The organism is Cognatundibacterium crateris, from assembly GCF_010078235.1.
Taxonomy (GTDB): Bacteria; Pseudomonadota; Gammaproteobacteria; order Burkholderiales; family Burkholderiaceae_D; genus Undibacterium; species Undibacterium crateris.
The window spans coordinates 275417-300807 of record NZ_JAABOS010000004.1 but is presented as its reverse complement, the minus strand read 5'-3'; the positions used below and the strand labels follow the sequence as shown (position 1 = coordinate 300807).

Annotated in this window: 21 protein-coding genes, 1 tRNA gene and 1 pseudogene; 8 read left to right on the top strand and 15 right to left on the bottom strand. The window is 51.8% G+C overall.

The genetic code is table 11. From position 1 onward, the window contains the following. Positions 1-112: 112 nt before the first annotated feature. The 8 genes from truB to EYB48_RS09795 form a co-directional block, all read right to left on the bottom strand. Complete coding sequence (gene truB / locus EYB48_RS09830; RefSeq protein ID WP_162020159.1) at positions 113-1048, bottom strand: tRNA pseudouridine(55) synthase TruB; 936 nt, start codon at positions 1046-1048, stop codon at positions 113-115. Positions 1049-1075: 27 nt separating this feature from the next. Further along, complete coding sequence (gene rbfA, locus EYB48_RS09825; RefSeq protein WP_162020158.1) at positions 1076-1462, bottom strand: 30S ribosome-binding factor RbfA; 387 nt, start codon at positions 1460-1462, stop codon at positions 1076-1078. A 57-nt stretch (positions 1463-1519) separates the two neighbouring features. Continuing rightward, positions 1520-4372, bottom strand: coding sequence for a translation initiation factor IF-2 (infB, locus tag EYB48_RS09820; RefSeq protein WP_162020157.1), 2853 nt, complete (start codon positions 4370-4372; stop codon positions 1520-1522). Between the two features lie 47 nt (positions 4373-4419). Continuing rightward, entirely contained in the window at positions 4420-5979 is a 1560-nt protein-coding gene (nusA, locus tag EYB48_RS09815; protein ID WP_162020156.1) for a transcription termination factor NusA, read from the bottom strand. Continuing rightward, the gene (rimP, locus tag EYB48_RS09810) at positions 5976-6461 is read right to left on the bottom strand and encodes a ribosome maturation factor RimP (protein ID WP_162020155.1); all 486 of its coding nucleotides are present in this window, start codon (positions 6459-6461) and stop codon (positions 5976-5978) included. The genes nusA and rimP overlap by 4 nt, the downstream gene beginning before the upstream one ends. A 218-nt stretch (positions 6462-6679) precedes the next feature. After that, on the bottom strand, positions 6680-8215 hold the full coding sequence (locus EYB48_RS09805; protein ID WP_162020154.1) for a pseudouridine synthase: 1536 nt from the start codon (positions 8213-8215) through the stop codon (positions 6680-6682). Beyond that, on the bottom strand, positions 8205-9065 hold the full coding sequence (gene scpB, locus EYB48_RS09800; protein ID WP_162020153.1) for an SMC-Scp complex subunit ScpB: 861 nt from the start codon (positions 9063-9065) through the stop codon (positions 8205-8207). Before scpB ends, EYB48_RS09805 begins: the two co-directional genes overlap by 11 nt. 273 nt (positions 9066-9338) lie before the next feature. Further along, a tRNA-Met gene (locus tag EYB48_RS09795) sits at positions 9339-9415 on the bottom strand. Between the two features lie 204 nt (positions 9416-9619). On the opposite strand from EYB48_RS09795, the gene EYB48_RS09790 reads away from it, so the two are divergent. From EYB48_RS09790 to EYB48_RS09765, 6 genes are all read left to right on the top strand, one after another. Continuing rightward, positions 9620-10192 (top strand): NUDIX hydrolase, encoded by a 573-nt coding sequence (locus EYB48_RS09790; protein WP_162020152.1) that lies wholly within the window; start codon positions 9620-9622, stop codon positions 10190-10192. Continuing rightward, a complete protein-coding gene (gene aat, locus EYB48_RS09785) occupies positions 10189-10905 on the top strand; it encodes a leucyl/phenylalanyl-tRNA--protein transferase (protein WP_162020151.1) in 717 nt (238 codons plus the stop codon). The genes EYB48_RS09790 and aat overlap by 4 nt, the downstream gene beginning before the upstream one ends. Further along, the gene (locus EYB48_RS09780; protein WP_162020150.1) at positions 10902-11630 is read left to right on the top strand and encodes an arginyltransferase; all 729 of its coding nucleotides are present in this window, start codon (positions 10902-10904) and stop codon (positions 11628-11630) included. Before aat ends, EYB48_RS09780 begins: the two co-directional genes overlap by 4 nt. Positions 11631-11728: 98 nt before the next feature. Then, a complete protein-coding gene (locus EYB48_RS09775) occupies positions 11729-12772 on the top strand; it encodes a quinone-dependent dihydroorotate dehydrogenase (RefSeq protein WP_162020149.1) in 1044 nt (347 codons plus the stop codon). Positions 12773-13002: 230 nt separating this feature from the next. Beyond that, complete coding sequence (locus EYB48_RS09770; RefSeq protein WP_162020148.1) at positions 13003-15273, top strand: catecholate siderophore receptor Fiu; 2271 nt, start codon at positions 13003-13005, stop codon at positions 15271-15273. A 177-nt stretch (positions 15274-15450) separates the two neighbouring features. Continuing rightward, positions 15451-16131: a Fe2+-dependent dioxygenase gene (locus EYB48_RS09765; protein WP_162020147.1), complete on the top strand. Its 681-nt coding sequence runs from the start codon at positions 15451-15453 to the stop codon at positions 16129-16131. 54 nt (positions 16132-16185) lie between these two features. Here the strand turns inward: EYB48_RS09765 and EYB48_RS09760 are convergent, their stop codons facing one another. Both EYB48_RS09760 and EYB48_RS09755 read right to left on the bottom strand, forming a co-directional pair. Further along, the gene (locus tag EYB48_RS09760) at positions 16186-16611 is read right to left on the bottom strand and encodes a GNAT family N-acetyltransferase (protein ID WP_162020146.1); all 426 of its coding nucleotides are present in this window, start codon (positions 16609-16611) and stop codon (positions 16186-16188) included. 259 nt (positions 16612-16870) lie between these two features. Continuing rightward, positions 16871-19162 carry an outer membrane protein assembly factor BamB family protein gene (locus EYB48_RS09755; RefSeq protein ID WP_162020145.1) on the bottom strand — a complete coding sequence of 764 codons (2292 nt, stop codon included), beginning with the start codon at positions 19160-19162 and terminating at the stop codon, positions 16871-16873. A 614-nt stretch (positions 19163-19776) separates the two neighbouring features. Here EYB48_RS09755 and EYB48_RS09750 point away from each other — a divergent pair. Then, positions 19777-20568, top strand: a complete 792-nt coding sequence (locus EYB48_RS09750; RefSeq protein WP_162020144.1) for a hypothetical protein — start codon at positions 19777-19779, stop codon at positions 20566-20568. Between the two features lie 68 nt (positions 20569-20636). Here EYB48_RS09750 and leuE read toward each other — a convergent pair whose 3' ends face one another. Continuing rightward, on the bottom strand, positions 20637-21302 hold the full coding sequence (leuE, locus tag EYB48_RS09745; protein WP_162020143.1) for a leucine efflux protein LeuE: 666 nt from the start codon (positions 21300-21302) through the stop codon (positions 20637-20639). Between the two features lie 119 nt (positions 21303-21421). Then, a complete protein-coding gene (locus EYB48_RS09740; RefSeq protein WP_162020142.1) occupies positions 21422-22333 on the bottom strand; it encodes a peptidylprolyl isomerase in 912 nt (303 codons plus the stop codon). Between the two features lie 233 nt (positions 22334-22566). On the opposite strand from EYB48_RS09740, the gene yiaA reads away from it, so the two are divergent. Continuing rightward, positions 22567-23013, top strand: a complete 447-nt coding sequence (yiaA, locus tag EYB48_RS09735) for an inner membrane protein YiaA (protein WP_162020141.1) — start codon at positions 22567-22569, stop codon at positions 23011-23013. 89 nt (positions 23014-23102) lie between these two features. Here yiaA and EYB48_RS09730 read toward each other — a convergent pair. From EYB48_RS09730 to ribB, 3 genes and pseudogenes are all read right to left on the bottom strand, one after another. Continuing rightward, positions 23103-24034: pseudogene (locus EYB48_RS09730) on the bottom strand (methyltransferase domain-containing protein). A gap of 315 nt (positions 24035-24349) precedes the next feature. Next, the gene (locus EYB48_RS09725) at positions 24350-24565 is read right to left on the bottom strand and encodes a hypothetical protein (RefSeq protein WP_162020140.1); all 216 of its coding nucleotides are present in this window, start codon (positions 24563-24565) and stop codon (positions 24350-24352) included. A 101-nt stretch (positions 24566-24666) separates the two neighbouring features. Then, positions 24667-25383 (bottom strand): 3,4-dihydroxy-2-butanone-4-phosphate synthase, encoded by a 717-nt coding sequence (gene ribB, locus EYB48_RS09720; RefSeq protein ID WP_162020139.1) that lies wholly within the window; start codon positions 25381-25383, stop codon positions 24667-24669. Positions 25384-25391: the final 8 nt, after the last annotated feature.

Below are 25391 nucleotides of genomic sequence, written 5' to 3'. Positions count from 1 at the left end.
GCAAAAGCAGGAAACTCCTATTATTTCAAGGAGTTGCTACCGTACGATGACAATTTAACTTCAATAAAACTAAGCACCGCCGAACAGCCGGAAACACCGGCTATACAGCGGCTTAATGCGTACCGGTTTGTATTAGCCGCTCTGGTGCCAGAATGCCGAATTCCTGCAACTGCGCAGAGCCCAGCAATTGGCGGTCAGAGGCGCGGTACACGCGTACCCGGCCTGGCGTGGCGGGCAAGTCCGGCATCAGCTTGGCGAGTGCCAGCCGCTGACCGTGCAGGAAACGGACAGACAGCTCCTCATCCAGCGTGATAGATGGAAAACTGGACAGTAAGGCGTCGACCGGGTCGAGCAACTCAAGGCGCGCCGCTTCCGGCATTGCCTCGATTGACTCTATCGTGATCGATTTTTCCAGCTGCAAATGACCAACCTGTATCCTGCGCAAAGCCTGCAAATGCGCACCACAGCCCAGTGCCGCACCGATATCTTCACCCAACACCCGCACATAGGTACCCTTGCTGCATTTGACGCGCAGAGTCAGCATGGGCGCGCTGTAATCGAGCAATTCCAACTCATGGATCACCACGGCACGTGCTTCACGCTCCAGCGTCACACCGGCACGTGCATATTCATACAAGGGTTTGCCGTCACGCTTAAGCGCGGAATACATGGGCGGCACTTGCTGTATAGGGCCGGTAAATTGCGCCAGCACAGCCTGTATCTGTTCGATACTGACATCGACCGCGCGCTGCTCCAGCTGCTCACCTTCGGTATCACCGGTGGTCGTGGTGATACCCAGATGGACCACGGTGGTATAGGTTTTATCCGCTTCCAGCAAATCCTGAGAAAACTTGGTCGCCTCACCAAAGCACAGCGGCAGCAAGCCAGTTGCAAACGGATCGAGGGTACCGGTATGCCCGGCCTTGATCGCATTCAGCAGGCGCTTGGTTTTAATCAGCGCATCATTACTGGAAAAGCCAACGGGTTTATCGAGCAAAAGCACGCCATGCACTGGCAAGCGCGTGCGTTTTTTGGGGGGATTCGTCATAAGTAATCTGGAAAAACCGGACTGGCTTTATTCTTCTTCGTCCTGAACACGGGTCGCGATCGCTTCATCAATCAGCTTAGACATCGCCATGCCACGGATGGTGGAGGTGTCGTGCACAAAATGCAGTTGCGGCAAAGTGTGGATGCGCAAGCGCAGACCCAGTTGATTACGCAGGAAACCGGCAGCCTTGGATAAGCCTTGCTGGGTCGCCTTGATCGCTTCCGCATCATCCGCCAGCGTGGTGAAATACACTTTCGCATGCGCGTAGTCAGGCGTGAGCTGGACTTCGGTCAGGGTGATCATGCCGACACGTGGATCTTTTAATTCTGACCAGATGATTTCCGCCAGATCTTTTTGGATCTGATCTGCGACACGCAGACCACGACCCGGAATATTTTTACTATGTTTTGCCATAAATTCTTTTCTACGCCATAAAACGAGAACCCCGGAACGAGTCCGGGGCCGAAGTGTTTAGAGCGTACGTGCTATCTCTTGAACTTCAAATATTTCGAGTGAGTCGCCAACCTGAATCTCGTTGTAGCCTTTCAGGGACAAGCCGCACTCCATACCGGCTTTAACTTCTTTCGCGTCATCTTTATAACGCTTCAGAGAGTCGAGCTCGCCTGTCCAGGTGACTACGTTATTACGCAGCAGACGGACAGAAGAAGTACGTTTAACCATACCGTCGGTCACCAGACAGCCCGCAATCGCGCCGACTTTGCTGACCATGAATACCTGACGGATCTCTACCATACCGATCACTTGCTCACGCTTCTCTGGAGCCAGCATGCCGGACAAGGCTGCTTTAACTTCATCGACCGCATCGTAAATGATGTTGTAGTAACGGATATCGACGCCATTCGACTCTGCCAGCTTACGCGCAGACGCGTCAGCACGGGTGTTAAAGCCGATGATAACTGCTTTCGAAGCCACTGCCAGATTGACGTCGGATTCAGAAATGCCACCCACCGCTGCATGCACAACCTGCACGCGCACTTCGCTGTTAGACAATTTAACCAGAGACTGAACCAACGCTTCCTGCGAACCCTGAACGTCTGTTTTGATAATAACAGGCAGGTTTTTGACTTCACCCTCGCCCATATTTTCAAACATATTTTCCAGCTTGGCAGCTTGCTGTTTAGCCAGTTTCACGTCACGGAATTTACCTTGACGGAACAGCGCGATTTCACGTGCTTTACGTTCATCGGCCATGACCATAACTTCTTCACCAGCGGACGGCACTTCCGTCAGACCCTGGATTTCTACCGGAATAGAAGGGCCGGCTTCGCTGATACTCTTACCGTTTTCGTCCAGCATAGCGCGTACACGGCCATACGAAGAACCAGCCAATACCACGTCACCACGCTTGAGCGTACCGGACTGTACCAGGATAGTTGCCACGGTACCGCGACCTTTATCCAGACGGGATTCAACCACCAGACCTTTAGCCGGCGCATCTTTCGGCGCACGCAATTCCATCACTTCAGCCTGCAGCAATACATGCTCCAGCAGTGCATCGATGCCCTGACCGGTTTTTGCAGAAACAGGAACGAAAGGAGAATCACCACCGTATTCTTCCGGCACGACGCTTTCAGCGACCAGTTCCTGAGTAACGCGATCCGCATTACCACCAGGCTTATCAATCTTATTAATCGCTACAACCAAAGGAACGCCCGCTGCCTTAGCATGGGAAATCGCTTCTTTCGTTTGTGGCATCACGCCGTCATCAGCTGCCACCACCAGAATAACGATGTCAGTTGCCTTTGCACCACGTGCACGCATTGCGGTAAACGCTTCGTGACCTGGTGTATCGAGGAAGGTAATCATGCCACGTGGTGTTTCAACGTGATAAGCACCGATATGCTGGGTAATACCACCGGCTTCACCGGACGCGACTTTGGCGCGACGGATGTAATCCAGCAAGGAAGTTTTACCGTGATCAACGTGACCCATCACAGTCACCACAGGTGCGCGCGGGAATGCTTCGTACTGCGCATGTTCCGCCACGTCTGTCAGCATCGCTTCCGGATCATCGATCTTGGCAGCAAATGCTTTGTGACCCATTTCCTCGACCAGAATCATCGCTGTTTCCTGATCCAGCACCTGGTTAATGGTGCACATCTGACCCAGTTTCATCAATTGCTTAATGACTTCAGAGGCCTTCACCGCCATCTTATGCGCGAGTTCAGCTACGGTCAGTGTTTCTGGTACAAAAATCTCTTTTACAACGGCTTCAACCGGAACCTGGAAATTCGATTCGCGCTGATCATCATGATGATGGTTACGACGACCTTTAGGACCGCCTTTCCAGCCATCGCGACCACCCGAAGTATCACCACGGGTTTTCAAGCCACCGCTGCGTTTTTTGGATGATTCATCCTGCCAGGTCGATGATACGTTGGCAGATTTAATTGCCTTCTTATCGGTTGTTGCCGGTTTTTTGTCATCTTTCTTTTCAGCCGCAGGCGCTGGCTTTTTATCGGCCAGTTTTTTATCCGTTGGTTTATGCAACGTGCCCTCTGCCACTTTCGGTGCAGGCGCTGGTGCCGGAGCAACTGGCTTAGGACGACGCGCGGCATTCATCATTTCTTTGATCTGCGCTACTTCGTCAGCCACCGCTTTACGGGCACGCTCTGTGGCAGCAGCACGTTCGGCTGCTTCCTTGGCGTCATTTGCTGCTTTTTTCTTCGCTTCTTCTGCTTCCAGACGTTTCTTTTCGTCGTCGTTGGCAGTCGGCTTCACTTCTGCTGTTTTTACTGCAGCAACGGCTGCGGCAGCAGCAGCCTGTTCAGCTTTCAGGCGTTCAGCCTCAGCTTTTTTCGCTTCCGCTTCAGCCGCTTCACGCATAGCCTGGGCCTGAGCTTCTTTTTCAGCTTCCAGCTTAGCCAGGCGCTCCTGCTTCTCGATCAGCTCAGCTTCCTGACGCGCGATCAGCTCAGCCTCACGGCGGGCTTCTTCTTCGCGACGCGCCATTTCTTCCGCATCAACCACCGGAGCAGGCGCTTCGTCTGCTGCAACCTCATCGCGTTTTACAAAAGTACGCTTCTTACGAACTTCGACCTGAATGGTGCGAGATTTGCCCGTAGCATCCGCCTGTTTGATCTCAGTTGTCTCTTTACGAGTCAAGGTGATCTTTTTCTTTTCAGTGTCAACAGAAGATCCGTGGGAACGACGCAGGTGATCCAGCAGTCGGTCCTTATCTTCTTTGGTCAACGAATCCGACGTGGAATTTTTATCCACGCCTGCTGCACGCAATTGCGTGAGCAGTAAATCCGCTGACATTTTCAGCTCGGTGGCAAATTGGGCAACGTTGTTACTCGCCATTCAGTCCTCTTTTTCTATGTGCGCGTTATGAATTTGAAACCCGTGAATTACTTAGCTTCTACGAGTTTCCAGGCGGTCGCTAATACAGCTTTGGCCTGATCATCATATTTAGCGTCGATGAGTTTCATCTCATCATCGGTCACATCTTCAAATGCTTCTTTAATCAAATGGCGGGAACGGTCGGCAGATAATGCCAGGATCGCGCCAAATTCGTCGTATGCCAGAGCAGCAAAAGCTGCCAGCGTTTTAATACCAGCCAAACCCAGTTTGCCAGCAGTCACGCGGGTCATACCTTCGAGGTTGATCAATTGATCTTCCATGCCTTCCAGACCTTCTTCCGAAGCGATCGCTTCAGTCAACAGGGCATCGCGCGCACGGTTACGCAATTCATTGACAGTGTCTTCGTCGAATGCTTCGATTTCCAGCATTTCGCTGATTGGTACGTAAGCGATTTCTTCGAGACTGGAGAAGCCTTCATCCACCAGGATTTCAGCCACTTCCTGATCCACGTCCAGTTTTTCCATAAACAGGGCACGGATACCTGCAGTTTCCTGCTCAGCTTTGCTGGCGGATTCTTCTGCAGTCATGATATTGATTTGCCAGCCAGTCAGCTCAGCTGCCAGACGTACGTTCTGACCACTGCGGCCGATTGCGATCGCGAGGTTTTCTTCGTCAACAACAACGTCCATACCATGCTTCTCTTCATCCACCATGATGGAAGAAACATTGGCCGGAGCCAGAGCACCGATCACGAACTGAGCAGGATCTTCCGACCACAGCACGATATCTACGCGCTCGCCGCCGAGTTCGCCAGTCACGGCCTGGACGCGGGAACCGCGCATACCTACACAGGTACCGATAGGATCGATACGCTTATCGCTGGTGTGTACCGCGATTTTTGCGCGCACACCAGGATCACGTGCTGCTGATTTAATCACCAGAGAGCCTTGCTCAATCTCAGGCACTTCCAGTTCAAACAGCTTCATGATGAATTCTGGCGCAGTACGGGACAGGATAACCTGTGGGCCACGTGCATTGCGATCAATACGCAGAATGTAAGCACGGACGCGGTCGCCGACACGCAGATTTTCTTTCGGGATCATCTGATCACGCGGCAGACGGGCTTCCACTTTACCGGACTCAACCACGGCATCGCCACGCTCCATACGCTTGATGGTACCTGTCACCAGGGAGTCACCACGCGCCAGGAAGTCAGCCAGAATCTGTTCACGCTCAGCATCACGAATACGCTGCAGTACAACCTGCTTGGTATCCTGTGCAAAACGACGGCCAAAATCAACCGATTCAATTTCTTCTTCGATGTAATCACCAACCTGAATATCCGCATCATCTTCGACGGCTTCGAAATGCAGAATTTCCTGATCAGGCAATTGCAAACCGGCTTCATCCGGCACCACATGCCAGCGGCGGAAAGAACGGAACTCGCCTGTGTCGCGATCAATTTCAACGCGAATATCTACTTCGCCGGGAAAACGTTTTTTTGTCGCCTGAGCCAGTGCATGCTCCAACGCACCGAAGACCACTTCTTCATCGACGTTTTTTTCACGCGCCAGCACATCCACTAATAACAACAAATCACGACTCATGCTTTGCGACTCCTAAAATCCACTTGCGGCACCAGACGTGCCTTATCCACATCGGCGAGCGTAAACTCCAGCATGGCCGACCCATCTTTTACTTCAAATTCCAGCTTCAGATTATCGCCTTCAGGCTCATGCAAAACCCCTTCAAAGGTTTTACGATTCGGCGTTCCCGGCATAGGCATACGCAACTTGATGGTCGCTTTACAACCCGCAAAGCGCACGTAGTCGCTCAGCTTTTTCAATGGGCGATCCATACCGGGAGACGAAGTTTCCAGGCGACTGTAATTAACATTCTCAACCATCAGCACATGCGACAACTGGTGACTGACCTTTTCACAGTCTTCTACTGTGATATTGCCTTTATCCCAATCTGCCTGCAAAAAATCAATGTACACTCTGAACAAGCCACGCTCGGCCTGCTCAAAGTCCACCAGATCATATCCGGTACCATTGACGGTCTTCTCTATCAATTCCAATAAAACCAAACTATTCTCCGATTCACATAAGCCAACACAGCAGAAAATTCAGGCAAGCAAGCGGTAAAACCAAAAAAAAATGGGCAACTGCCCATCTTTTTTAGCGCCTGAACTTTACAACTTTAGGCATAATCTGCTAACTACCAGATTATAAACGATTATTTACCCTGTCGCAATGGAAAACAGGGGCAAACAAACACAATTCAGACACGCATCCAAGCGCAATCTCAGGCACCACGCGAACGACGGCGAGCCGCAATTCCCTGCCCTATCGCCTGCCCGCTACCACGCGCGGTCGGACCACGACGCTGCGGCGCAACATCCGGATAACCCAAGGCAGTTTGCAAAGGATCGGGCTGACGTTTTTTACCGCCGGACGCCTTGCCTCCGGAATTCATTTTATTGCCGTTAGCAGCACGACCCTGACCCATTTCAGGGCGACCCGAACTCATAGGCAGGCTTGGCTGGCGCTGCGCAAAAGATGGCACTGCAGATTTATTGGATATCGGCTTCTGCGCGTACTGCGATTTTTGCGCAGGCTTATCTGAAGCAGTTTTTTCCAGACCACTGAGCTTGAGCAGGCTGCGCACCGCATCTTCTTCCAACTCTTCCCAACGGCCACGCTTCAGATTCGCCGGCAAAGTCATCGCACCATAACGGGTACGGATCAGGCGTGACACAGTCAGGCCAACCGCCTCGAACATACGGCGCACTTCACGGTTACGGCCTTCACCAATAATCACGCGATACCACTTATTTACACCCTCACCACCGCCATCGGCGATTTTAGAGAATTGCGCCATACCATCTTCGAGCTCCACACCCGCCAGCAAACGCTGACGCATACCCTCTTCCAACTCACCCAGGGTACGGACCGCATACTCGCGCTCAATACCGTAACGCGGATGCATCAGGCGATTCGCCAGATCTCCGGAAGTCGTGAACAACAACAAACCTTCTGTATTAAAATCGAGACGACCCACTGCCAGCCACTTGCCCATCTTCATAGTAGGCAAACTGGCAAATACCGATGGACGCCCCTCGGGATCATTGGTACTCACGATTTCACCGGCAGGTTTATGGTAAATCAGCACGCGCGGTGGTTTTTTCGTAATCTTGCGCATAATCGGCTTGCCATTGATACGCACCTGATCCGTCGGCAGAATACGCTGACCGATATGCGCCGGCTCACCATTGACGGACACACGGCCCGCAACAATCAATTCTTCCATATCACGGCGCGAACCCAGACCCGCTTCCGCCAGCACCTTATGCAATTTAGGCGCATCATCATCCGCCGTCAGATCGCGACGCACCGCCTTTTGCTGACGCCCGCGCCCTTTAGCACCTGCATCATCAATGGCATCATACGCATCTGAAGTCACGAAAGAAAACACATCATCCGGTGCATTTGCATCACGTCGGCCACCACGAACCTGAGGCGCACGTCCTTGCTTAGCAGCTGGCTTATTGCGCGCCGCGGCATCGCGCGGAGTGCGTTCTTTTCTTGCCGCACCGGCACCAGCATCAACACCCGCCTCGTTGCGTGGCTGACGCTTACGCGGCACCGCAGGCTTCGCAAACGACTCATTCGCCTCAGCACCAGCCACCACCGCCTGCTGCTCACCAGCCTCAGCACGTAGGCGGCTATTTCTGCGCATATTGCGTGGACCACGCACACCGCGCTTGGCAGGTCTGCCACCTTCGGCAGCAGGCTGATCATTATCTTGCGCGCGATCTGCGCCCATATCTTCAGAATTCATTGGATTTATCTTCTAATTCTATTTCTAATTCTACTAAAGGCTGCTGATGCGATTCAGCGACCTGCTCTGTTACCTGAGGCAACGCGACTGACGCCGGCGCAACCTCTAATTCTTCAGCTACTAATTCTTCAAATTCTAATTTTTCAGCCTTCGATTCTTCGACAGGCAAAGCAAGCCCCGGCTCACCTGCATCATCCGGCCCGGCCTGAGCGAGCACTACCTGCACCCCATCCGCCTGACCGGACTCAATATCAGCCACAGCATCGGTCGCCAATGCCAGCAAATCTTCAGTACCCGACTCCGGCGCCACCTGCTCTTTACTAATCTGCTGCAGAGGCGGCAACTGATCGAGAGAACCCAGGCCCAGATCACTCAGAAAATGTTTAGTGGTCGCAAATAAGGCAGGGCGACCAGGCACATCCCTATGACCGATAGTCTCGATCCAACCTCGATCCTCCAGCGTTTTAATCATTTGTGACGACACAGTCACACCGCGGATTTCTTCGATATCACCACGCGTCACCGGCTGCCTGTAAGCAATAATCGCCAGAGTTTCCAGCGTAGCCCGGGAATATTTTGGAGGCTTTTCAGGATTGAGCCTGTCTATATATGCACGCATCTCAGGACGACTCTGAAAGCGCCAGCCAGTCGACAAGGCAACCAGCTCTATTCCCTTATCTGTCCAGTCGCGACGCAAATCTTCCAGCATCGTCCTGATCGTATCAGCACCAATTACATCAGCCTGATCATCCGTCTCCTGAAACAGTTTTTTCATGGCGCTAACCGTCAAAGGCTCAGGCGCGCACAATAAAGCCGTTTCGAGGACTCGTTTTGCCTCAGCAGTATTCATGCAATCTATTACACGGGTTTATATTGATGTCACATGGCAGGACGGGATTCCATCACTCACCATTACGTATTACCAAGCACTTCGCTGGCTTCACCCATTCTCAGGGCAGATCGGGGCTAAAGATCGAGGCTAATTAAGACGCATATCTTGAATATGCAAGCCCTGCAAAATCAGTAGATAATAGATTGTAGTCCAGAATGCGGGTGACAATCAAAAAATTTCAATCACGCAGCTAATAAAAAAGCCACGTACAACGTGGCTTTTTTTGAATCTTGGTTGCGGGGGCAGGATTTGAACCTACGACCTTCGGGTTATGAGCCCGACGAGCTGCCAGACTGCTCCACCCCGCGTCTGAAGAATGAAACTATACACGACTTTGCTGCTTCGCGCAATGCCCATCACAAATTCTGCTTAAGTCGGCGATATTCTTACTCTGTAATGCACTGCACAATCCATATCCGCACCTACCCCACCACAAGAAAGCATGCGCATTGATTACCACAGGCAAAGCCAGTGGTACACTCAGGTCATTGCTTATCTATTCGAATTCAGCCATGAAATTCTGCTCCGAATGCGCGACGCCTGTTGTGTTACAGATCCCACCCGACGATAACCGTGAACGCTTTGTTTGCCCTGCCTGCCATACAGTGCACTATCAAAATCCAAAATTAGTCGTAGGCTCCATCCCGGTGTGGGAAGAAAAAGGGAGGCTGCAGGTCTTATTATGCAAGCGCGCGATCGAACCCAGATATGGCTACTGGACTTTGCCAGCGGGCTTTATGGAAAACGGCGAAACCAGCAGCGCCGCTGCCGAGCGCGAAACCCGGAAAGAAGCCGGAGCCAATATCAGACTGCATGATTTGTTTTCCATCCTGAATGTGCCACATGTACATCAGGTCCATCTGTTCTACCGCGCCACCCTGCTGGATTTGGATTTTCAGCCAGGCACTGAGAGTCTGGAAGTGCAGTTGTTTTCTGAAGCCGATATTCCCTGGCAAGACATTGCCTTCCCAACGGTCAGCGAGACACTGAAATTTTTCTTTGAAAATCAGCGCCAGGTCGCGCAAGGCGGCAGCTACCAATTGCATGAGCATGATATTTTCAAACCCATGCGGAGCGATCTGTGATTCCCTGGCTGGAGCAAAACAGCCCTTTCCCGGATGTGAGTACCGCACTGACTGAGGCCCAGGGTGCAGCCGGGCTGTTGGCAGCCGGTGCCGATCTGTCTGCAGAACGCCTGCTCCTTGCCTACCGGAGCGGGATTTTCCCCTGGTTTTCAGAAGGACAGCCGATTTTATGGTGGTCTACCGATCCGCGCATGGTATTGAAGACGGCCGACTTCAAGCTATCAGACAGCCTGCGCAAGAAGCTCAATAAAATCAGTCATGACCCTGCATGGGAAATCCGTTTTGACAGCGCATTTGAAGAAGTCATGCGTGCCTGTGCCGCCCCCAGAAAAGACGGACATGGCACATGGATCTCAGAAGACATCATCCAAGGCTATGGCGAATTGCACCGCAAAGGCTATGCGCACTCCTCAGAACTGTGGCTGGACAATACACTCGTCGGCGGGGCTTACGGTGTCTGCATCGGCAAAATGTTTTATGGCGAGTCCATGTTTGCACGCGTCACCGATGCTTCTAAAATCGCATTGAGTCAACTGGTGTTTTTTTTGCGTGAGCAAGGCGTGCAAATGATAGACTGCCAACAGGAAACAGCGCATCTCAGCTCGCTGGGCGCCCGGCCCATCAGCAGAAGCGCTTTTCTGGAATGGCTCAGCATCGCAACAGAACAGCCCGCCATCACGAACTGGCAAGCACCCGAAATCAGAAGCAAGTGACACAACTCCATGAACTCCCGCTGACGAGCATACAGTTTTATGCGACGGCACCTTATCCCTGCAGTTATCTGGAGGGGGTGCAGGCACGCTCGCAAGTTGCCACACCGGCCCACCTGATCCACAGCGATGCCTATGCAGAGCTGGTCAGGAATGGCTTCCGGCGCAGCGGCATTTTCATTTACAGGCCGCACTGTGACAACTGCCAGGCCTGCACCCCGGTTCGCGTCCGGGTTCATGATTTCAAACTCAACCGCAGCCAGCGCCGTGCCTGGCACAAGCACAGCGGACTGAGCGCCTATGTGGCCAACCTGGCGTATTCAGCCGAGCACTACGAACTGTATCAACGCTACCAGCAATCACGCCACGCCGGTGGCGGCATGGATCAGGACAGCCGCGACCAGTATGCGCAATTTCTGCTGCAAAGCAGGGTCAACACCCGCCTGGTGGAATTTCGCGATGCCGAAAATACACTCAAAATGGTCAGCATCATAGACATACTGAATGATGGCCTGTCGTCGGTATATACTTTTTTTGATCCGGATGATGCGAATTGCTCCTACGGCACTTACAATATCCTCTGGCAAATCCGACAGACTCAGGAATTGCAATTAGATTACGTCTATCTTGGCTACTGGATAGCCGCCAGCCCGAAAATGGCTTATAAAACCAATTTCAAACCTCTGGACGCTCTATTGCATGGCAGATGGCAGGAACTACACACCTGACTTCAGCCACCTGCGAAGGATAATGGCAAGCCTTTTCTCAGCCAGACCAATACTCCATCGTTTTTCTCTATCAGCTATTAGCTATTTTTAAGCACACTATGTCCGAAAGCCTTTTATATTCCCTCATCCGGCCCGCCCTGTTTTCTATGGACCCGGAAAAAGCCCACCACTTCACTTTACCAAGCCTGCAAAAACTGCATCAGCTGGGCCTCTCCAGCCTGATAGGCAAGCCGCAGGAAGATGCACGTACGGTGATGGGAATACGCTTCCCTAACCCTGTTGGCCTGGCGGCCGGGCTGGATAAGGATGGTGCTTATATAGACGGACTGGCGTCACTCGGATTTGGCTCGATAGAAATCGGTACGGTCACACCACGCGCCCAACCTGGCAATCCGTTGCCACGCATGTTTCGCCTGCCTAAAGCTGAAGCCATCATCAACCGCATGGGCTTCAACAATGGCGGCGTGGATGCGTTTGTACGCAATGTGCAAAATTCACGCTTTTTCCAGGAAAAACAAGGCGTACTTGGCCTTAATATCGGCAAGAATGCCGACACGCCGATAGAGCGCGCAGCCGACGATTACCTGCATTGCCTGAGCAAAGTCTATCCCTATGCCAGCTACGTAACAGTCAATATCTCTTCCCCCAACACCAAGAACCTGCGCCAGCTGCAAGGCGCCGGCGAATTAGACAGCCTGCTGTCCCAGCTCAAAGAGGCGCAGCAACGTCTGGCTGACCAGCATAAACACTATGTGCCGGTCGCCCTGAAGATCGCACCGGATATCGATGCCGAGCAAATTAAGACCATCGCCGATGCACTGCTGCGTCATCGCATCGACGGCGTGATTGCGACCAACACTACCATCACCCGCGATGCAGTATCAGGCCTGGAGCACGCAGAAGAAGCAGGCGGATTGTCAGGCAAACCCGTATTTGAACCCTCCAATCGCGTCATTCGCGCCTTAAAAGCTGAACTGGGCGATGCATTGCCTATCATCGGTGTAGGCGGCATTTTTTCCGGAGAAGATGCAGTCACCAAGATGCAGGCTGGCGCCTCGCTGGTGCAACTGTATTCCGGCCTGATTTATCAAGGCCCGGGACTGATCAAAGACTGCGCAAGCGCTTTGCGCCGTATGCGCTAAACCTCATGCAAGCGTGATGGCGTGAAGAAAAAGGTGGCTTATGCCACCTTTTTTTGATCCTGCGCAAAGCACAAAAATCAAAACCATCGCTTAATCGCAACTAGCAATCATTCTCATTTACATTTCCAATAAAGTTCGTTACAATCCCCCGCTGAATTTGAAATACCAGCCATTCCCCTCTGGAAAAGCCAACAGGTATTTTGTGGTTAAACTTACTTTTGGAAATTCCGATGTCGCATATCAAGAGCCGCAAGCACGCCAGTTCCCCGATTCAACACACCATGAGCGCAGCCATTGCGGCAGCGCTGCTGTTACCAGTTGCAGTCCATGCAGCGGACAAACTGCCTGAAGTCACAGTGAAAGGCAAAGCCGAAAACGAATTCAAGGCGGAAAAAGCGGCTTCTGCCAAATACACGCAGCCATTGGTTGATACGCCACAAACTATCTCGGTCATTAAACGTGAACTGATCGACCAGCAAGGCGCACTGACGCTGACTGACGCACTGCGCAATACACCGGGCGTGGGCGCATTCTTCCTGGGCGAAAACGGGAGCACCAATACTGGTGATGCGATTTACATGCGCGGCTTTGATACGTCCAGCAGCATCTATGTTGATGGCGTACGTGACCTCGGCTCCATTTCGCGCGATCTGTTTAATATCGAGCAAATCGACGTTTTAAAAGGCAATGCAGGTACCGACAGTGGCCGCAGCGCACCGACTGGCTCTATCAATCTGAGCAGCAAGCAAGCCAGAATGGATAACATCACTTCGGTTAACGCCACTTTCGGCAGCGGCTCGCAGAAACGCGTAGCAGCAGATACCAACGTGGTACTCGATGAAAAAAGCGGCTCTGCTTTCCGCCTGAATGCTATGGTGCAGGATAGCGGCGTTCCTGGCCGTAATGAAGTCAATAACAAGCGCTGGGCAGTGGCACCTTCGCTGGCCTGGGGTCTGGGTGGCAACACACGTTTCTATGCCAACTTCCTGCACGTAAAACAAGACAATCTCCCGGATGGTGGCGTACCGACCATCGGTCTGCCTGGCTATACCAGCCCGGACACTAGCCGTCCTTACATCAGCAACGCGCCTAAAGTCGATCCGAAAAACTTCTACGGCTCGAATAGCGACTTCGACAAAGTTCAGGCTGATATGCTGACTGGCCGCATCGAGCATGATTTCTCCCAGAACGTTAAACTGATCAATACTGCGCGTTACGGTAAGACCACGCAAAATTATCTGCTGACTGCATTCATGGGATCCAAGGCTAACTTGCTGACTCCAAGTGCGAGCGATTTGTCCGGCTGGAATCTGGCGCGCAGCATACGCACGCTGAAAGATCAGGAAAACGAAATCCTGACTAACCAGACCAACATCCAGGCCGATCTGACTCTGGCTGGCCTGCAGCATGCGTTGCTGGGTGGCGTGGAACTGACTTCTGAGAAGCAAAATACCTGGGGCTACAATGGCACCGGCACTCTGCCGGCGGCCAACCTGTACAAGCCAAATCCTGCTGACGCCATCAGCGGTCTGAATCTGGTCAAAAACGGCGTATTCAGCCGTGGTGCAACCACCACCGTCAGCGCCTATGTATTTGACACCATCAAGTTCACACCACAATGGCAAGTTAACGGTGGCGTGCGCGTTGATCGCTACAATACCGATTACACAGCGGCTTCTTTATCCACTGCGGCTTCTAACCCTACGCTGCCAGTCAATACTTTAGTACCGACCAACCTGAACACCAGCGGCAATTTGCTGAACTGGAAACTGGGTGCATTGTATAAGCCGACGGAAAGCAGCAGTGTTTACACTTCGTTCTCAACGTCCAAGCAACCACCAGGTGGCTCCAACTTTGCACTGAGCACTGCAGCGAGCAGCGCGGCGAATCCTAAGTTCGATCCTCAGGAAACCAAGAACGTGGAAATCGGCACTAAATGGGATCTGCTGAAAGAAAAACTGTCCTTCACTGCCGCGATTTACCGCACCACGATTTCTAATGAAGTAGTACAAAATCTGTCTGATCTGATGTACTACCAGACGGGTGAAAAACGTGTAGAAGGTATCGAACTGGGTCTGACTGGCGCGATCAACCGCGACTGGCTGGTCAGCGCAGGCTATGCCCGCATGAATACTAAGGTTGCAGCTGGTCCGGTAGTCACTGCGAATGGCGAAAACAATCTGGCCTATGCCCCTAAGCAGACATTCACTGCATGGACTTCTTACCAGATCAATAAAGACTGGAAAGTCGGCGGCGGCGCACGTTTTGTAGATGCCTTATTGCGTGGCACGGATGGCGCCATCGGCACACCGGCTTCGACCGAGTCTTACTGGGTATTTGATGCGATGAGCAGCTATGCAATCACAAAGAACATTGATCTGCAGCTCAACATCAGCAACCTGACTGACAAAGTCTATGTCGCTGCGATCAATAAGAGCGGCTATCGTTACACACCAGGCGCACCACGTGCGATCAGCCTGGGTCTGAATGTGAAGTTCTGATACCCCACTCTGTTGTAATTAACGCCCCTCTCAGGAGGGGCTTTTTTCTGGATCAGAGAAAAAAAGTAAGCTGGCTTACGCAACATCATGACGGCAATGCGTATAAGCTGCATGATGAGAAACTCGCGTATCAGCAGATCGACATGATCAGCCGCCATGATTATTTGGAGTTAGAAAATGATGCTACACATCCCTGGTGTACTCACACCGGAACAAGTCGCCAGTTTCCGCAGCCGTCTGGCTGCCACTGACTGGGTCGATGGAAAAGAAACCGTCGGTGCACAAGGTGCGCAGGTAAAACAAAACCGGCAATTACCTGAACACTCTGCAGTATCGCGGGAACTGAGTCAGGAATTGCTGGACATCGTCAAACGCCATCCTGTATTTTTTTCAGCTGCCCTGCCTTTACACATCGTACCACCGCTGTTCAATGCCTATTCAGGTGGTGAACATTATGGCTTGCATGTAGACGGCGCGGTCAGACGGGTACCCGGCACAGGCCAAAGCCTGCGCACCGATGTCTCCACCACCTTGTTCCTGACCGATCCGGAAGACTATGAAGGCGGTGAACTGATGGTAGTCGACACCTATGGCACCCATGAAGTCAAACTGCCGGCCGGTGACATGATCGTCTATCCATCGACCAGCCTGCATCAGGTCACGCCGGTCACACGTGGCACCCGCGTCTGCTCTTTTTTCTGGAGCCAGAGCATGATACGTGACGACGCACGCCGCAGCATGTTGTTTGACATGGACCAAAACATCACGCGCCTGCGCGCTCAGCTTGGCGACAGCAGTGAAGTTGTAAGCCTGACTGCGCAATATCACAACCTGCTACGCATGTGGGCCGAAACCTGAAGCAATCAGCCCGCCTGGCATCATGCACAGGCGGCATTATCAGGACAGTGGCAGTCAAAGCCGCTTTTGTAGTGTGTAGGAAGTATGCCCCTTAGGCATCCCTTCCAGGCTGGATAACAAGGTATAGCCTTGCTTTTCATAAAATGGCTTAGCCTGCCAGCTGGTCGTCATTACCAGCGCCTGCTCCATTCCATGCTGTTTCGCTTTTTCTTCCGCTGCGCGCAGCAATTGCGCCCCCAGCCCGGAACCCCGGCTTGCGGGCGACAACCAAAGCAACTCAACATGCAGCGTGTTCCAAAAACAGCTGGCACGGATACCTCCAGCTACCGCATCCTGCTCATCACGCGCCAAAACAAAGAAACGCACCTCCGCACTCTCAGGCTCCAGATCCGGCACAGCTTCATGATTGAAACGGACTATGCCCTCCCTGAGCACAGCCTGCTCGGCCTCAGTCGCATTTTCAGTGGTGACGATCTTCATCGTTTTTCCTTATAGTCGGAGTTGTGTTTGATCGCATGGATCGCACGTCATCTGATTCTTCAGCAAAATTTCATATCTGGCTATTCAAACGCTGAAATAAAACGCGGATAAAAAAGACTCGTAAGACCTGAGTGCCTTACGAGCCTGTTATGCAAGCGACGCGCGAAGCGTCCATTTGTTGTTCAGCGGTTTACCAGGCTGAAGCCGATACGATTTTTTATCGTAGTGCGGACTGAAAAATCAGCGTGCAGAAGCTATCTCACTGCAGATTAATCGCATCGATACGGGTATTACCTCTGATATACAGAACACCACGATCTGAAATAGCCAAAGAACCACCGAAAGGATGTTCCCACACGACTTTACGGGTATTCATATCAATGGCCATCGTGTAACTGCTGGAGCTAACAAACACCAGGTTATCCGTTACTACCATCGTGTTGAAATTGCGCGACATATTATCAGAGGAGAGTGTACTCGCGACCCATGCCAAGCTGCCATTCTGCGCAGAGCGCGCTTCAAGCACAGTCCCATTCGAGTTCAGAATATACACCACGTCCTTGGCATAAGCAGCATAACCGCTGATGTTTCCCGTAACACTCCAGGCGCGCGTTTGCTTACTTAAATCAAATGCTTGCAATCCATTGGCAACAACATACGCCATATTCTTTTCTGATAAAACCGGAGTCCCTCCCCCATAAAATGCCCAAGAATAGTCGGGATTTTTAATGGTATAGGCAATACTCCCATCTGTCTTTTTAACTGCATGCAAACTACCTGCCAGATAAGAATAGGCATAATTAGCATCTACCGCAGGTGTCCATTTATCGTATTGTGGAAGGCCAACCGACCAAGCCATTTTTTGATCAGTAATACTGTACTTACTCATCCCACCGTAATAGCCACTCTCGGTAAATACTTCATTACCATAAATAGTGGGTGCAAAATAAGTTTCCCACTGCGAGCTCATAGGAATTTTATTGAGCAAAGTACCGTTAACCTGATCGAAGACCCAAAAATAAGTGTCTCCATGCCCCGTTGATGTAACGAAAACTTTCCCGTTTCCTGCTGCCGGTGAATTGACATTAGAGAGCACACCCATAGGAGAATTCCACAGTACCTGCCCATTCACCTCATTGAGGGCCAGAAGTACATGATTTGAATTAGCCGACGCATAATTTCTCTTTTCGAGAAAAAGCACTCCATTGTCTATACTGATATCCGATATTGACTCACTGGCAGAAGTTGACCAACTCCAACGCCGCAAGAAATTGCTTGCATAAAAGCTGGAAGCTACATAACTGGTGTGTGCGGCATTTCCTTGAAATGTGCTCCATCCTGACAATTGAGGGAGTGGTTTTAAGGGCGTCAAATTGGTATTACTACGTACCGTAATCTTCAAAGGAATCTGCTTTGGTGATCCTGCAAACGGCCATTTGCAATCAATAGGATCATCCGCACAAGTACGTATTTCCAGTGTGCTGTTATACACACCAGGCTTCAAACTAGGGCTAGTCTGAAGTGTGGTTACCGACTTGGTATTTGACAGTTTATTGATATTTTTAATCGTCGAGTTACGTCCCGAATCATAAATACCAACATTGAAAACTTTACCGGTATCAGCCTGAGATTCAGCAGTAATATTAAACTGCATGGTCTCTCCTTCGTAGTAGACAAAGTCAAGCACTGTCGGACTGGAAGTTATATTCACGGCGATTCCGGCCGCTTTAGATTTGACATTGATTTTATACGGCACTAACCATGGTGAACCGGCTAAGGGCTGATTACACGATCTTGGATCATCAATGCAGAGCCTGACTTCAAACTGACCCGAGTAAGCTCCCGGAGCCAGATTTGGCTTGATCACAAAGTCAGCGCCATATTCCTGATCAGGCTTATATTGAAAGCCAACCGCTGACGAAGAATTCGTGAGGTCGTTTAAATCGATAATCCCCATATTGAAAGCTGGCGGAAGATCCTTGCCTAATTTTGCAGCGACGCGGATAGGAAGGCTATCACCTTCATTTGCAGAAATGTCGATACTTCCTGTTGTAATGCTTATGCGCTGAGCTGCATCGGCTTTCGACTTGACAGTAAGCTTCATAGGAAGGGTCCATGGCGAACCCGGGAAAGGTGTATTACAAACTTTAGGATCATCCTCGCAAAGGCGAACCTGAATATTCGAGGTATAGACACCAGGTTTCAGCGCTGGATTGCTATTCAGACTGACCCGATATTGCATAGGTGTGATAGCGGAAACGTTGACCGTAGGAGTAATTACACCAACGCTGTCTACGATCGCAATGTTAAAAGTCTTGGAAAATGTCTTAGTCGAGGTTCCTGTTACAGTAACCGGCACTGTTTCACCTTCATAGACGGAAATGTCTATCACCGAAGGGTTAAAAGTGAGCCAATCACCGGCTGGATTCCCGCCGCTATTGGGACTATTGGAACTGTCGCCACCACCGCCACCGCCACCGCCGCCGCCGCCACATGCAACAAGCAAGCTTGCACAAAACAGGGTAGTGATTATTTGTCTGAATAAATGCATCAATCTGGTCTTTCAGTTTAAATTGAATGCAAGATTATCCATGAAAAGCGCATTAATATTAACAATACGATTACACTAATTTGCTAAAGCGACGCCGCTTGTTGTTTATATACCTATGCAATGCAAAGCAGGTGCTTCGGCTGCTAATTCCAGGCTTTGAGCAGCCTGGCCAAACTCTCGCGCTCCGGTGCTCAGCTGGAATGTTTATCTCTGCACTGCAAGTTGGAACTTGCTAAAACTATCTTGGCGCAAACTAAGTAGCAATTTGAAAACTAATGTAAGTATGCACCAGCCTGCTTTGGGCATATTCCATAGCTCAGTCTCAAGAAGATCATGTTTCCACAAGACAATTTAAATTATGTGCTTGCTATAAGTGACGCTAACTGACTGCTTTTTCTTTCAACCTTGACCGTATCTTGAGTGCCCTTAAAAGCACACAGCACGATGCTGACCTTGTGCTGCTACGGCAGCTAAAAATACACGCTACCGCTGGCAACGATTGCTTACAAATGCATACCACCTGCTCGCCGTATTGCCGCTACATTTCTGCCTGCACGCTTGGCCATTGCCAGCGATACGTACATCCGATTGATCGTAAAGACGAGGTAAGCCTGATGAAGAAAAACGTTTTGTATTCAGCTGTTTTGTGTTGCGCTGTACTCAGCGCCTGCGGTGGCAGTTCCAGCGATGGTGGCAGCAGTTCCTCCTCGGGTGCAGCCAGTACACCGGCGCAGACAGCGCCAGGTGGAGTCTACCTGGGCTATTACGCAGAGGACCCGAAAACCAATCCGGAAGACCCGACCCTGGGTGCCTTTGTGTTGAATCTGCCAGCCAGCAATACCAGTTTTTCCGGTTCTATGTTTTTTACTTATGTAGGCTGCCAGAGTGAAAATGTAGGTACAGTCAGCGGCAATAAAACCGATAGCGGAATTTCGGGCAACTGGAGCGGCAGCCTGGATGGGGTCATGAATACGGGCAGCTATACCGGCAACTATCAGGCAGCTACGCAGTCTTATAGCGGCACGTATACCAACGCAGGTGGCAAGCAATTCCGAAATCTGCAGCCCTGCATACAGTATTACATCGCACCGAATGGCAGCTTTGAAATGTTTGCCGCAGAAAAGCTGATACCGGATACCTTTCAGATCAGCCTGAATGGACGCACCCTGTCCTGGAGCAGCGTGAGCGGCAGTGCAGTCACGCTGGTATATGTGATGAATCCGCAAATCGCGCAAAGCACGGGTAATCCTGTGATCTGGCAAACCATCGTACCTGCCACTGGCAGCGTGACGATACCGCAGAGTGTCAATCTGAAAGCCGGAACCGAGTACCTGGTGGCGGTCGCCGTCGCGTCCGGCAGCTATCAGCGCCTGGCTTTTGGCAGTAAGCGCTTTACCGCGCAATAAGGAAGAGGTGTCACGCTAGGCCCGGCGTAATGTGATGGCCTACATTACACTGGGCGGCGTGGATAACATCACAGCGTGGCGCTGGCCAGCTTGGCACCGAAGCCGATAAACATAGCACCAACACCACCCGTCACACCGGCCGACAAACGGCGGCGTTGACGGAAAGTTTCTGCCAGACGCACGCCGATAAAGATAATCACGGTCAGATAAGTAAAGCTGCAAATCTGGCAGATCAGCGCCAGCAAACCGTAAGACAGCAAGGGATGATCAAACGCCGGATCGACGAACTGGATGAAGAAGGAAATAAAAAACAGAATGGCCTTGGGATTCATCAGACTGATGACCAGTGCTTTAGTGAAGGGGTCACCCGGCTCGACTGCACGCTGCACTTCTGTCACTGCCTGATGACGATTCTTCCAGCCCAGCCAGCAGCCACGCAGCATCTGTAAGCCTATCCAGGCCAGATAAGCTGCACCCACATATTTGACGATGTAGAACAGCGCCGGATTGGCTTTCAACAAGGATGCCATGCCACCAGCGGACAATACCATCAGGATCAGATCCCCCAGAAAAATCCCGCAGGCACCGCGATATGCCTGACGCACGCCGCGCTGTGCAGCCACACTCAGCACATACAGAGAATTCGGCCCTGGCAACAAGACGATAAATATCGTCCCGATCACGAAAGTCCAGAAATCAGAAATGCCAAATGTGGCGTGTATCAGTTCGTTCATAGGGAATTAAGTGGTGAGGTCAGTCAAAGAAGGCGCAGCCTTTGCAGCCCACAAAGGGCTGCTCCGCATCATAACACTGGCAGCGACGCCGTACAGGACAGCAACGCTGCATTGCTTACTCACTGCGCCTTGTTACTCACTGCGCGTACCGGCACAGGGACATTGCACAGATCGATATGTCCGGCCGGGACTTTATACCAGTCACCGCCACGGTTACGCTGCGCAGCCACCAGTTTCTGAAAAGTCGGGGTATCGGTACGTATAATTTCCAGCTGACTGTGCTCCGCTGCCGGTAAATCCGCTGCCACTTTGATCGCGATTATGCGGGTATGCTGCTCAGGCTTTTCATAGAAGCCCAACGCCCCGGTACCGCGTGGCAAACTGGTCAGCAACTCCATGCCCTGCATCACGCGGCCGACCACTGTGATATTGCGATCCAGCTGACGCGGAGCGTGACCGGTCACGACATACAGCGAAGTACCGTCACCACTGTTGTTCTCATTGCCGCGTGCCACGCCCAGCGCACCATAGCAATGCGCGAGCCAGGTGGTACCTGCTTTAGGATCACGCCCGGCGGCAAAGCCATTGCTATGGCCGACTTGCGGCGCATAGCCATCAACGTCAGCTAAGCGTGTGAAAGGCAATGCAGCGTTGTACTTAACAGTGAATTCGCCATCGAGTTTGCGTTTGGCAGTTTTGATTTCACGCTTTTCATCAGGATCAGCCCACTGCACCACATAATTGTCTTGTGCCCGTACGATGGCCAGCCCATCGAAATAGGATTCGCGCACCAGCTTTTTAATATTCTCCACATGATGTGGTGCGAAGTCAGGAGCCAGCTCCAGTACCACCCTGCCCTTTTCCAACTCCAGATACAAGGTGTTATCCGGATTCAGCGCGCGCCAGTCCGTCGCGGACGAGGCTTTTAACACATCACTCATACTGACTGCGGACTTGACTGGCGTCGCCGCCTGCACAGAGAAACTGGCGCATACAGCGGCCACCAGGCACATCATTCTGGACATACGCATTGCTCACTCCATTGTTAAAAAGTTTACGGGACAGGTCGCAAAACTTACGCTGACTGTGCACTTTTGTCCAGTCTGATTGCTATCACGCAGCGCGACCAAACCACATTAAAATCCGACAAACTGTAAATTCATTTATCAAGTCAGGTTACGTTTGCTATATTGGCAAGCCATCGGCTTGACACTTCGGTTAGCAAGGCCACGTCAACCGCGACATTCACAGAAAGGAAAGTCAAATGAAGCCTCAATATCAGGCGCCTACCGGTGCATTTATCGCCGCCTCCTGGGTCGCTATGTTTGTCGGTGCGCTGACCTATGTGGTCGGCCTCTGGAATGCAGCGATGCTGCTCAATGAAAAAGGCTATTACTTCACCATTTTGATGTATGGCTTATTCTCTGCCGTGTCCCTGCAAAAGTCGGTGCGTGACAAACTCGAAGGCATACCAGTGACCGGCATTTACTTCGGTTTATGCTGGTTATCGGTAGGTATTTCGCTGTTATTGCTGGGTGTGGGCTTGTGGAACGCGAGTCTGAGCAATAGTGAAAAAGGCTTTTATGCCATGGGCTTTTTACTGAGCCTGTTTGGAGCGGTCGCCGTGCAAAAAAACATACGTGACCTGGCGGTGATACGACGCCTGCATCCGGATCAGGCAGAGTATGAGCTGCCGGATCAGCAGTCATAACTCAACATAAAGCAGACTACAATCAAACACCTGAACTGCGCCCTTGTCACCGCAACGCGGTCACAAGGGGTGCGCGGCTGACACGCAGACTAGGCAGCGACGGCAGGCGCAGTCACGATGTCAGCGATCACTTCAGTCACTGTATTGCGCAAGCTGACCTGCAAGACATTTTGCAAAGACTGAATCGAGCCACCGGTGCGGTACTGGAAGCTGATGTCGATAACATCACCAGGCTTAACCGCCAATGGCTCTGCTACTGGCAATGCCATATAGTGATTCAGCCAGTCTATGGTCGATGAGGTTTCCATCAGCACGGCCAGAATATTCTTAGTCACAAAGCGCAGTGCAGTCAGGGTACCGGCTTGCTCTATGGTGATACTGCCCTGCCAGCTGATATGCAAATCATTGGGCTGACAAAAATCGATCACGCTGTACAAAGCCGGCTGCCCCAGCTCACGGGTATCGGCAGAGAACACGCCGGGCTGGGTAAATTGTATGATCGGTGCCTGATAGCCAAGGAAGTCATAGGTTTGCTGCAAAGGCTGCACAGCCATCACCACCGCTTCCGGGATAAATACCGGCATCTTGTCACCGAATTTAGCAGCATAGCGTTTTTGAAATTCTCTATGACCTCGACCTGTTTTTCACGCAGCATACCGACGTGTATCATTTCACAGATCACCACGTCGACCGGCTCAGGCGGCAGGTATTCAAACGCATCGGCATGGATTACCTCGACCCGTTCACCGTAGCGGTTTTTCGCCAGCAAGCGGCGCGCTTCGGCGACCATGTCCGGATTTAATTCGACGCAATAGACCTTGGCCGCGCTCTGTGCCGCGAACCAGGACAGCACGCCGGTGCCGCCGCCTAACTCCAGCACCTTGGCACCCTCAAAGACCTGACGTTGAATCGCAGCTTTGAAATTGTCCATGCGGTTTGCATCCATCAGCATATTGTGATGGTACTGCAAAGGGATAAATTGTCCGAGATAACAGCTCTCAGCTTCACGCTCATTCAGCATAGCGTTTCCTTCCAGGTTCGGTTTCATCATAAGCCTGCCTATCACCAACAGGACAGGGTGCGCTTCGACATCCGGAGCAGAGGCAGCGCGGCAGCCAACTCAGGTTCGAGTGTCTGATTATCCTGTGGAAAGAAAAAAACAATACTGAGAGTTAAACGAAGAAAAGCGCTCTGTTCGGGCTTTTGCGCATAGTTCGCCCTGTCTGCACTATAGGTCAAGACAGGCATTACAACAACGCGCCTGATCAGCAGAACCTGGCTGACTGCCGGATGGATGTGAGTGCGGATTGGACCCGGGCGCGCGTCGCGAAAGAGCTTACAGTTTTTTCTTTTCGCAGCGCGCGTCGCTGTAGGCTTGTTTTTCCTGCATCCAGCCCTCACCGGGCGAAGTCTGCGCGCACACTCTGGCATCACTGGTTTTACTGCTCCACCAATACCAGTCAGCCGGTGCCGCCTGTGCCATCCATAGCGGCGAAAACGAGGCTGCGAACAACATGCCGCATAAACCTGCTTTATTCAGAAGATGCTTCATAGTGGCCTCACCGAAAAAACAGCCTGACCGGATTTGGTCAGGCTACATACTTCACTTCAAATCATACTTCACTTCAAACGATAGTCTGCAGATCAGAGTGATCAAGCTTCAATGCTGGCACGATGCTGCGCCAGCTCAGCGATGGTCAGTATCACCAGATCATGCGTCAGCGCATACTCCAGCACTTGCTGGCCACGGCTCATGCTGCCATCCGGATTCATCAGCTCACACAATACGGCGGCAGGCTTCAGTCCGGCCAGCAGCGCAAGATCGACCGAGCCCTCGGTATGCCCACGTCGTTCCAGCACGCCGCCCGGCACGGCACGTAAAGGGAAGACATGGCCGGGACGGGCCAGATCTTCGGGGCGCGCTTCATCAGCGATCGCAGTCAATATGGTGGTGACACGGTCAGCCGCAGAGACGCCGGTCGTCACGCCCTGCTTCGCTTCTATCGAGACCGTGAATGCGGTGCCGTAACGGCTTTGATTATCGCTGACCATAGGTGGCAGATCGAGTTGCCTGAGTTTTTCATCCGGCAGACACAGGCAGACGATGCCACTGCAATCGCGGATCAGGCGCGCCATGGCTTCGACGCTGATTTTTTCAGCCGCCAGAATCAGATCCGCTTCGTTTTCGCGGTCGAAGTCGTCCATCAGCAATACCGGACGGCCCAGCCGCAAATCTTGCAACGCTCTTTGCAGACGCTCTGGCCAAGGCGTTTGGGTATACAGGTCGTGCAGATCGTGACCGGACGCAGCAACGCTCGCGCCAGTTGGGGTGACTTGAATAGTTTGATTAATTTGATTAGTTTGAGACATCGTTGAAA

Excerpts from the sequence above, each read along its gene's own strand:
- truB (WP_162020159.1), bottom strand. The coding sequence starts at position 1,048 with ATGACGAATCCCCCCAAAAAACGCACGCGCTTGCCAGTGCATGGCGTG.
- rbfA (WP_162020158.1), bottom strand. The coding sequence starts at position 1,462 with ATGGCAAAACATAGTAAAAATATTCCGGGTCGTGGTCTGCGTGTCGCA.
- infB (WP_162020157.1), bottom strand. The coding sequence starts at position 4,372 with ATGGCGAGTAACAACGTTGCCCAATTTGCCACCGAGCTGAAAATGTCA.
- nusA (WP_162020156.1), bottom strand. The coding sequence starts at position 5,979 with ATGAGTCGTGATTTGTTGTTATTAGTGGATGTGCTGGCGCGTGAAAAA.
- EYB48_RS09805 (WP_162020154.1), bottom strand. The coding sequence starts at position 8,215 with ATGAATTCTGAAGATATGGGCGCAGATCGCGCGCAAGATAATGATCAG.
- scpB (WP_162020153.1), bottom strand. The coding sequence starts at position 9,065 with ATGAATACTGCTGAGGCAAAACGAGTCCTCGAAACGGCTTTATTGTGC.
- EYB48_RS09790 (WP_162020152.1), top strand. The coding sequence starts at position 9,620 with ATGAAATTCTGCTCCGAATGCGCGACGCCTGTTGTGTTACAGATCCCA.
- EYB48_RS09775 (WP_162020149.1), top strand. The coding sequence starts at position 11,729 with ATGTCCGAAAGCCTTTTATATTCCCTCATCCGGCCCGCCCTGTTTTCT.
- EYB48_RS09770 (WP_162020148.1), top strand. The coding sequence starts at position 13,003 with ATGTCGCATATCAAGAGCCGCAAGCACGCCAGTTCCCCGATTCAACAC.
- EYB48_RS09765 (WP_162020147.1), top strand. The coding sequence starts at position 15,451 with ATGATGCTACACATCCCTGGTGTACTCACACCGGAACAAGTCGCCAGT.
- EYB48_RS09760 (WP_162020146.1), bottom strand. The coding sequence starts at position 16,611 with ATGAAGATCGTCACCACTGAAAATGCGACTGAGGCCGAGCAGGCTGTG.
- EYB48_RS09755 (WP_162020145.1), bottom strand. The coding sequence starts at position 19,162 with ATGCATTTATTCAGACAAATAATCACTACCCTGTTTTGTGCAAGCTTG.
- EYB48_RS09750 (WP_162020144.1), top strand. The coding sequence starts at position 19,777 with ATGAAGAAAAACGTTTTGTATTCAGCTGTTTTGTGTTGCGCTGTACTC.
- leuE (WP_162020143.1), bottom strand. The coding sequence starts at position 21,302 with ATGAACGAACTGATACACGCCACATTTGGCATTTCTGATTTCTGGACT.
- EYB48_RS09740 (WP_162020142.1), bottom strand. The coding sequence starts at position 22,333 with ATGCGTATGTCCAGAATGATGTGCCTGGTGGCCGCTGTATGCGCCAGT.
- yiaA (WP_162020141.1), top strand. The coding sequence starts at position 22,567 with ATGAAGCCTCAATATCAGGCGCCTACCGGTGCATTTATCGCCGCCTCC.
- EYB48_RS09725 (WP_162020140.1), bottom strand. The coding sequence starts at position 24,565 with ATGAAGCATCTTCTGAATAAAGCAGGTTTATGCGGCATGTTGTTCGCA.
- ribB (WP_162020139.1), bottom strand. The coding sequence starts at position 25,383 with ATGTCTCAAACTAATCAAATTAATCAAACTATTCAAGTCACCCCAACT.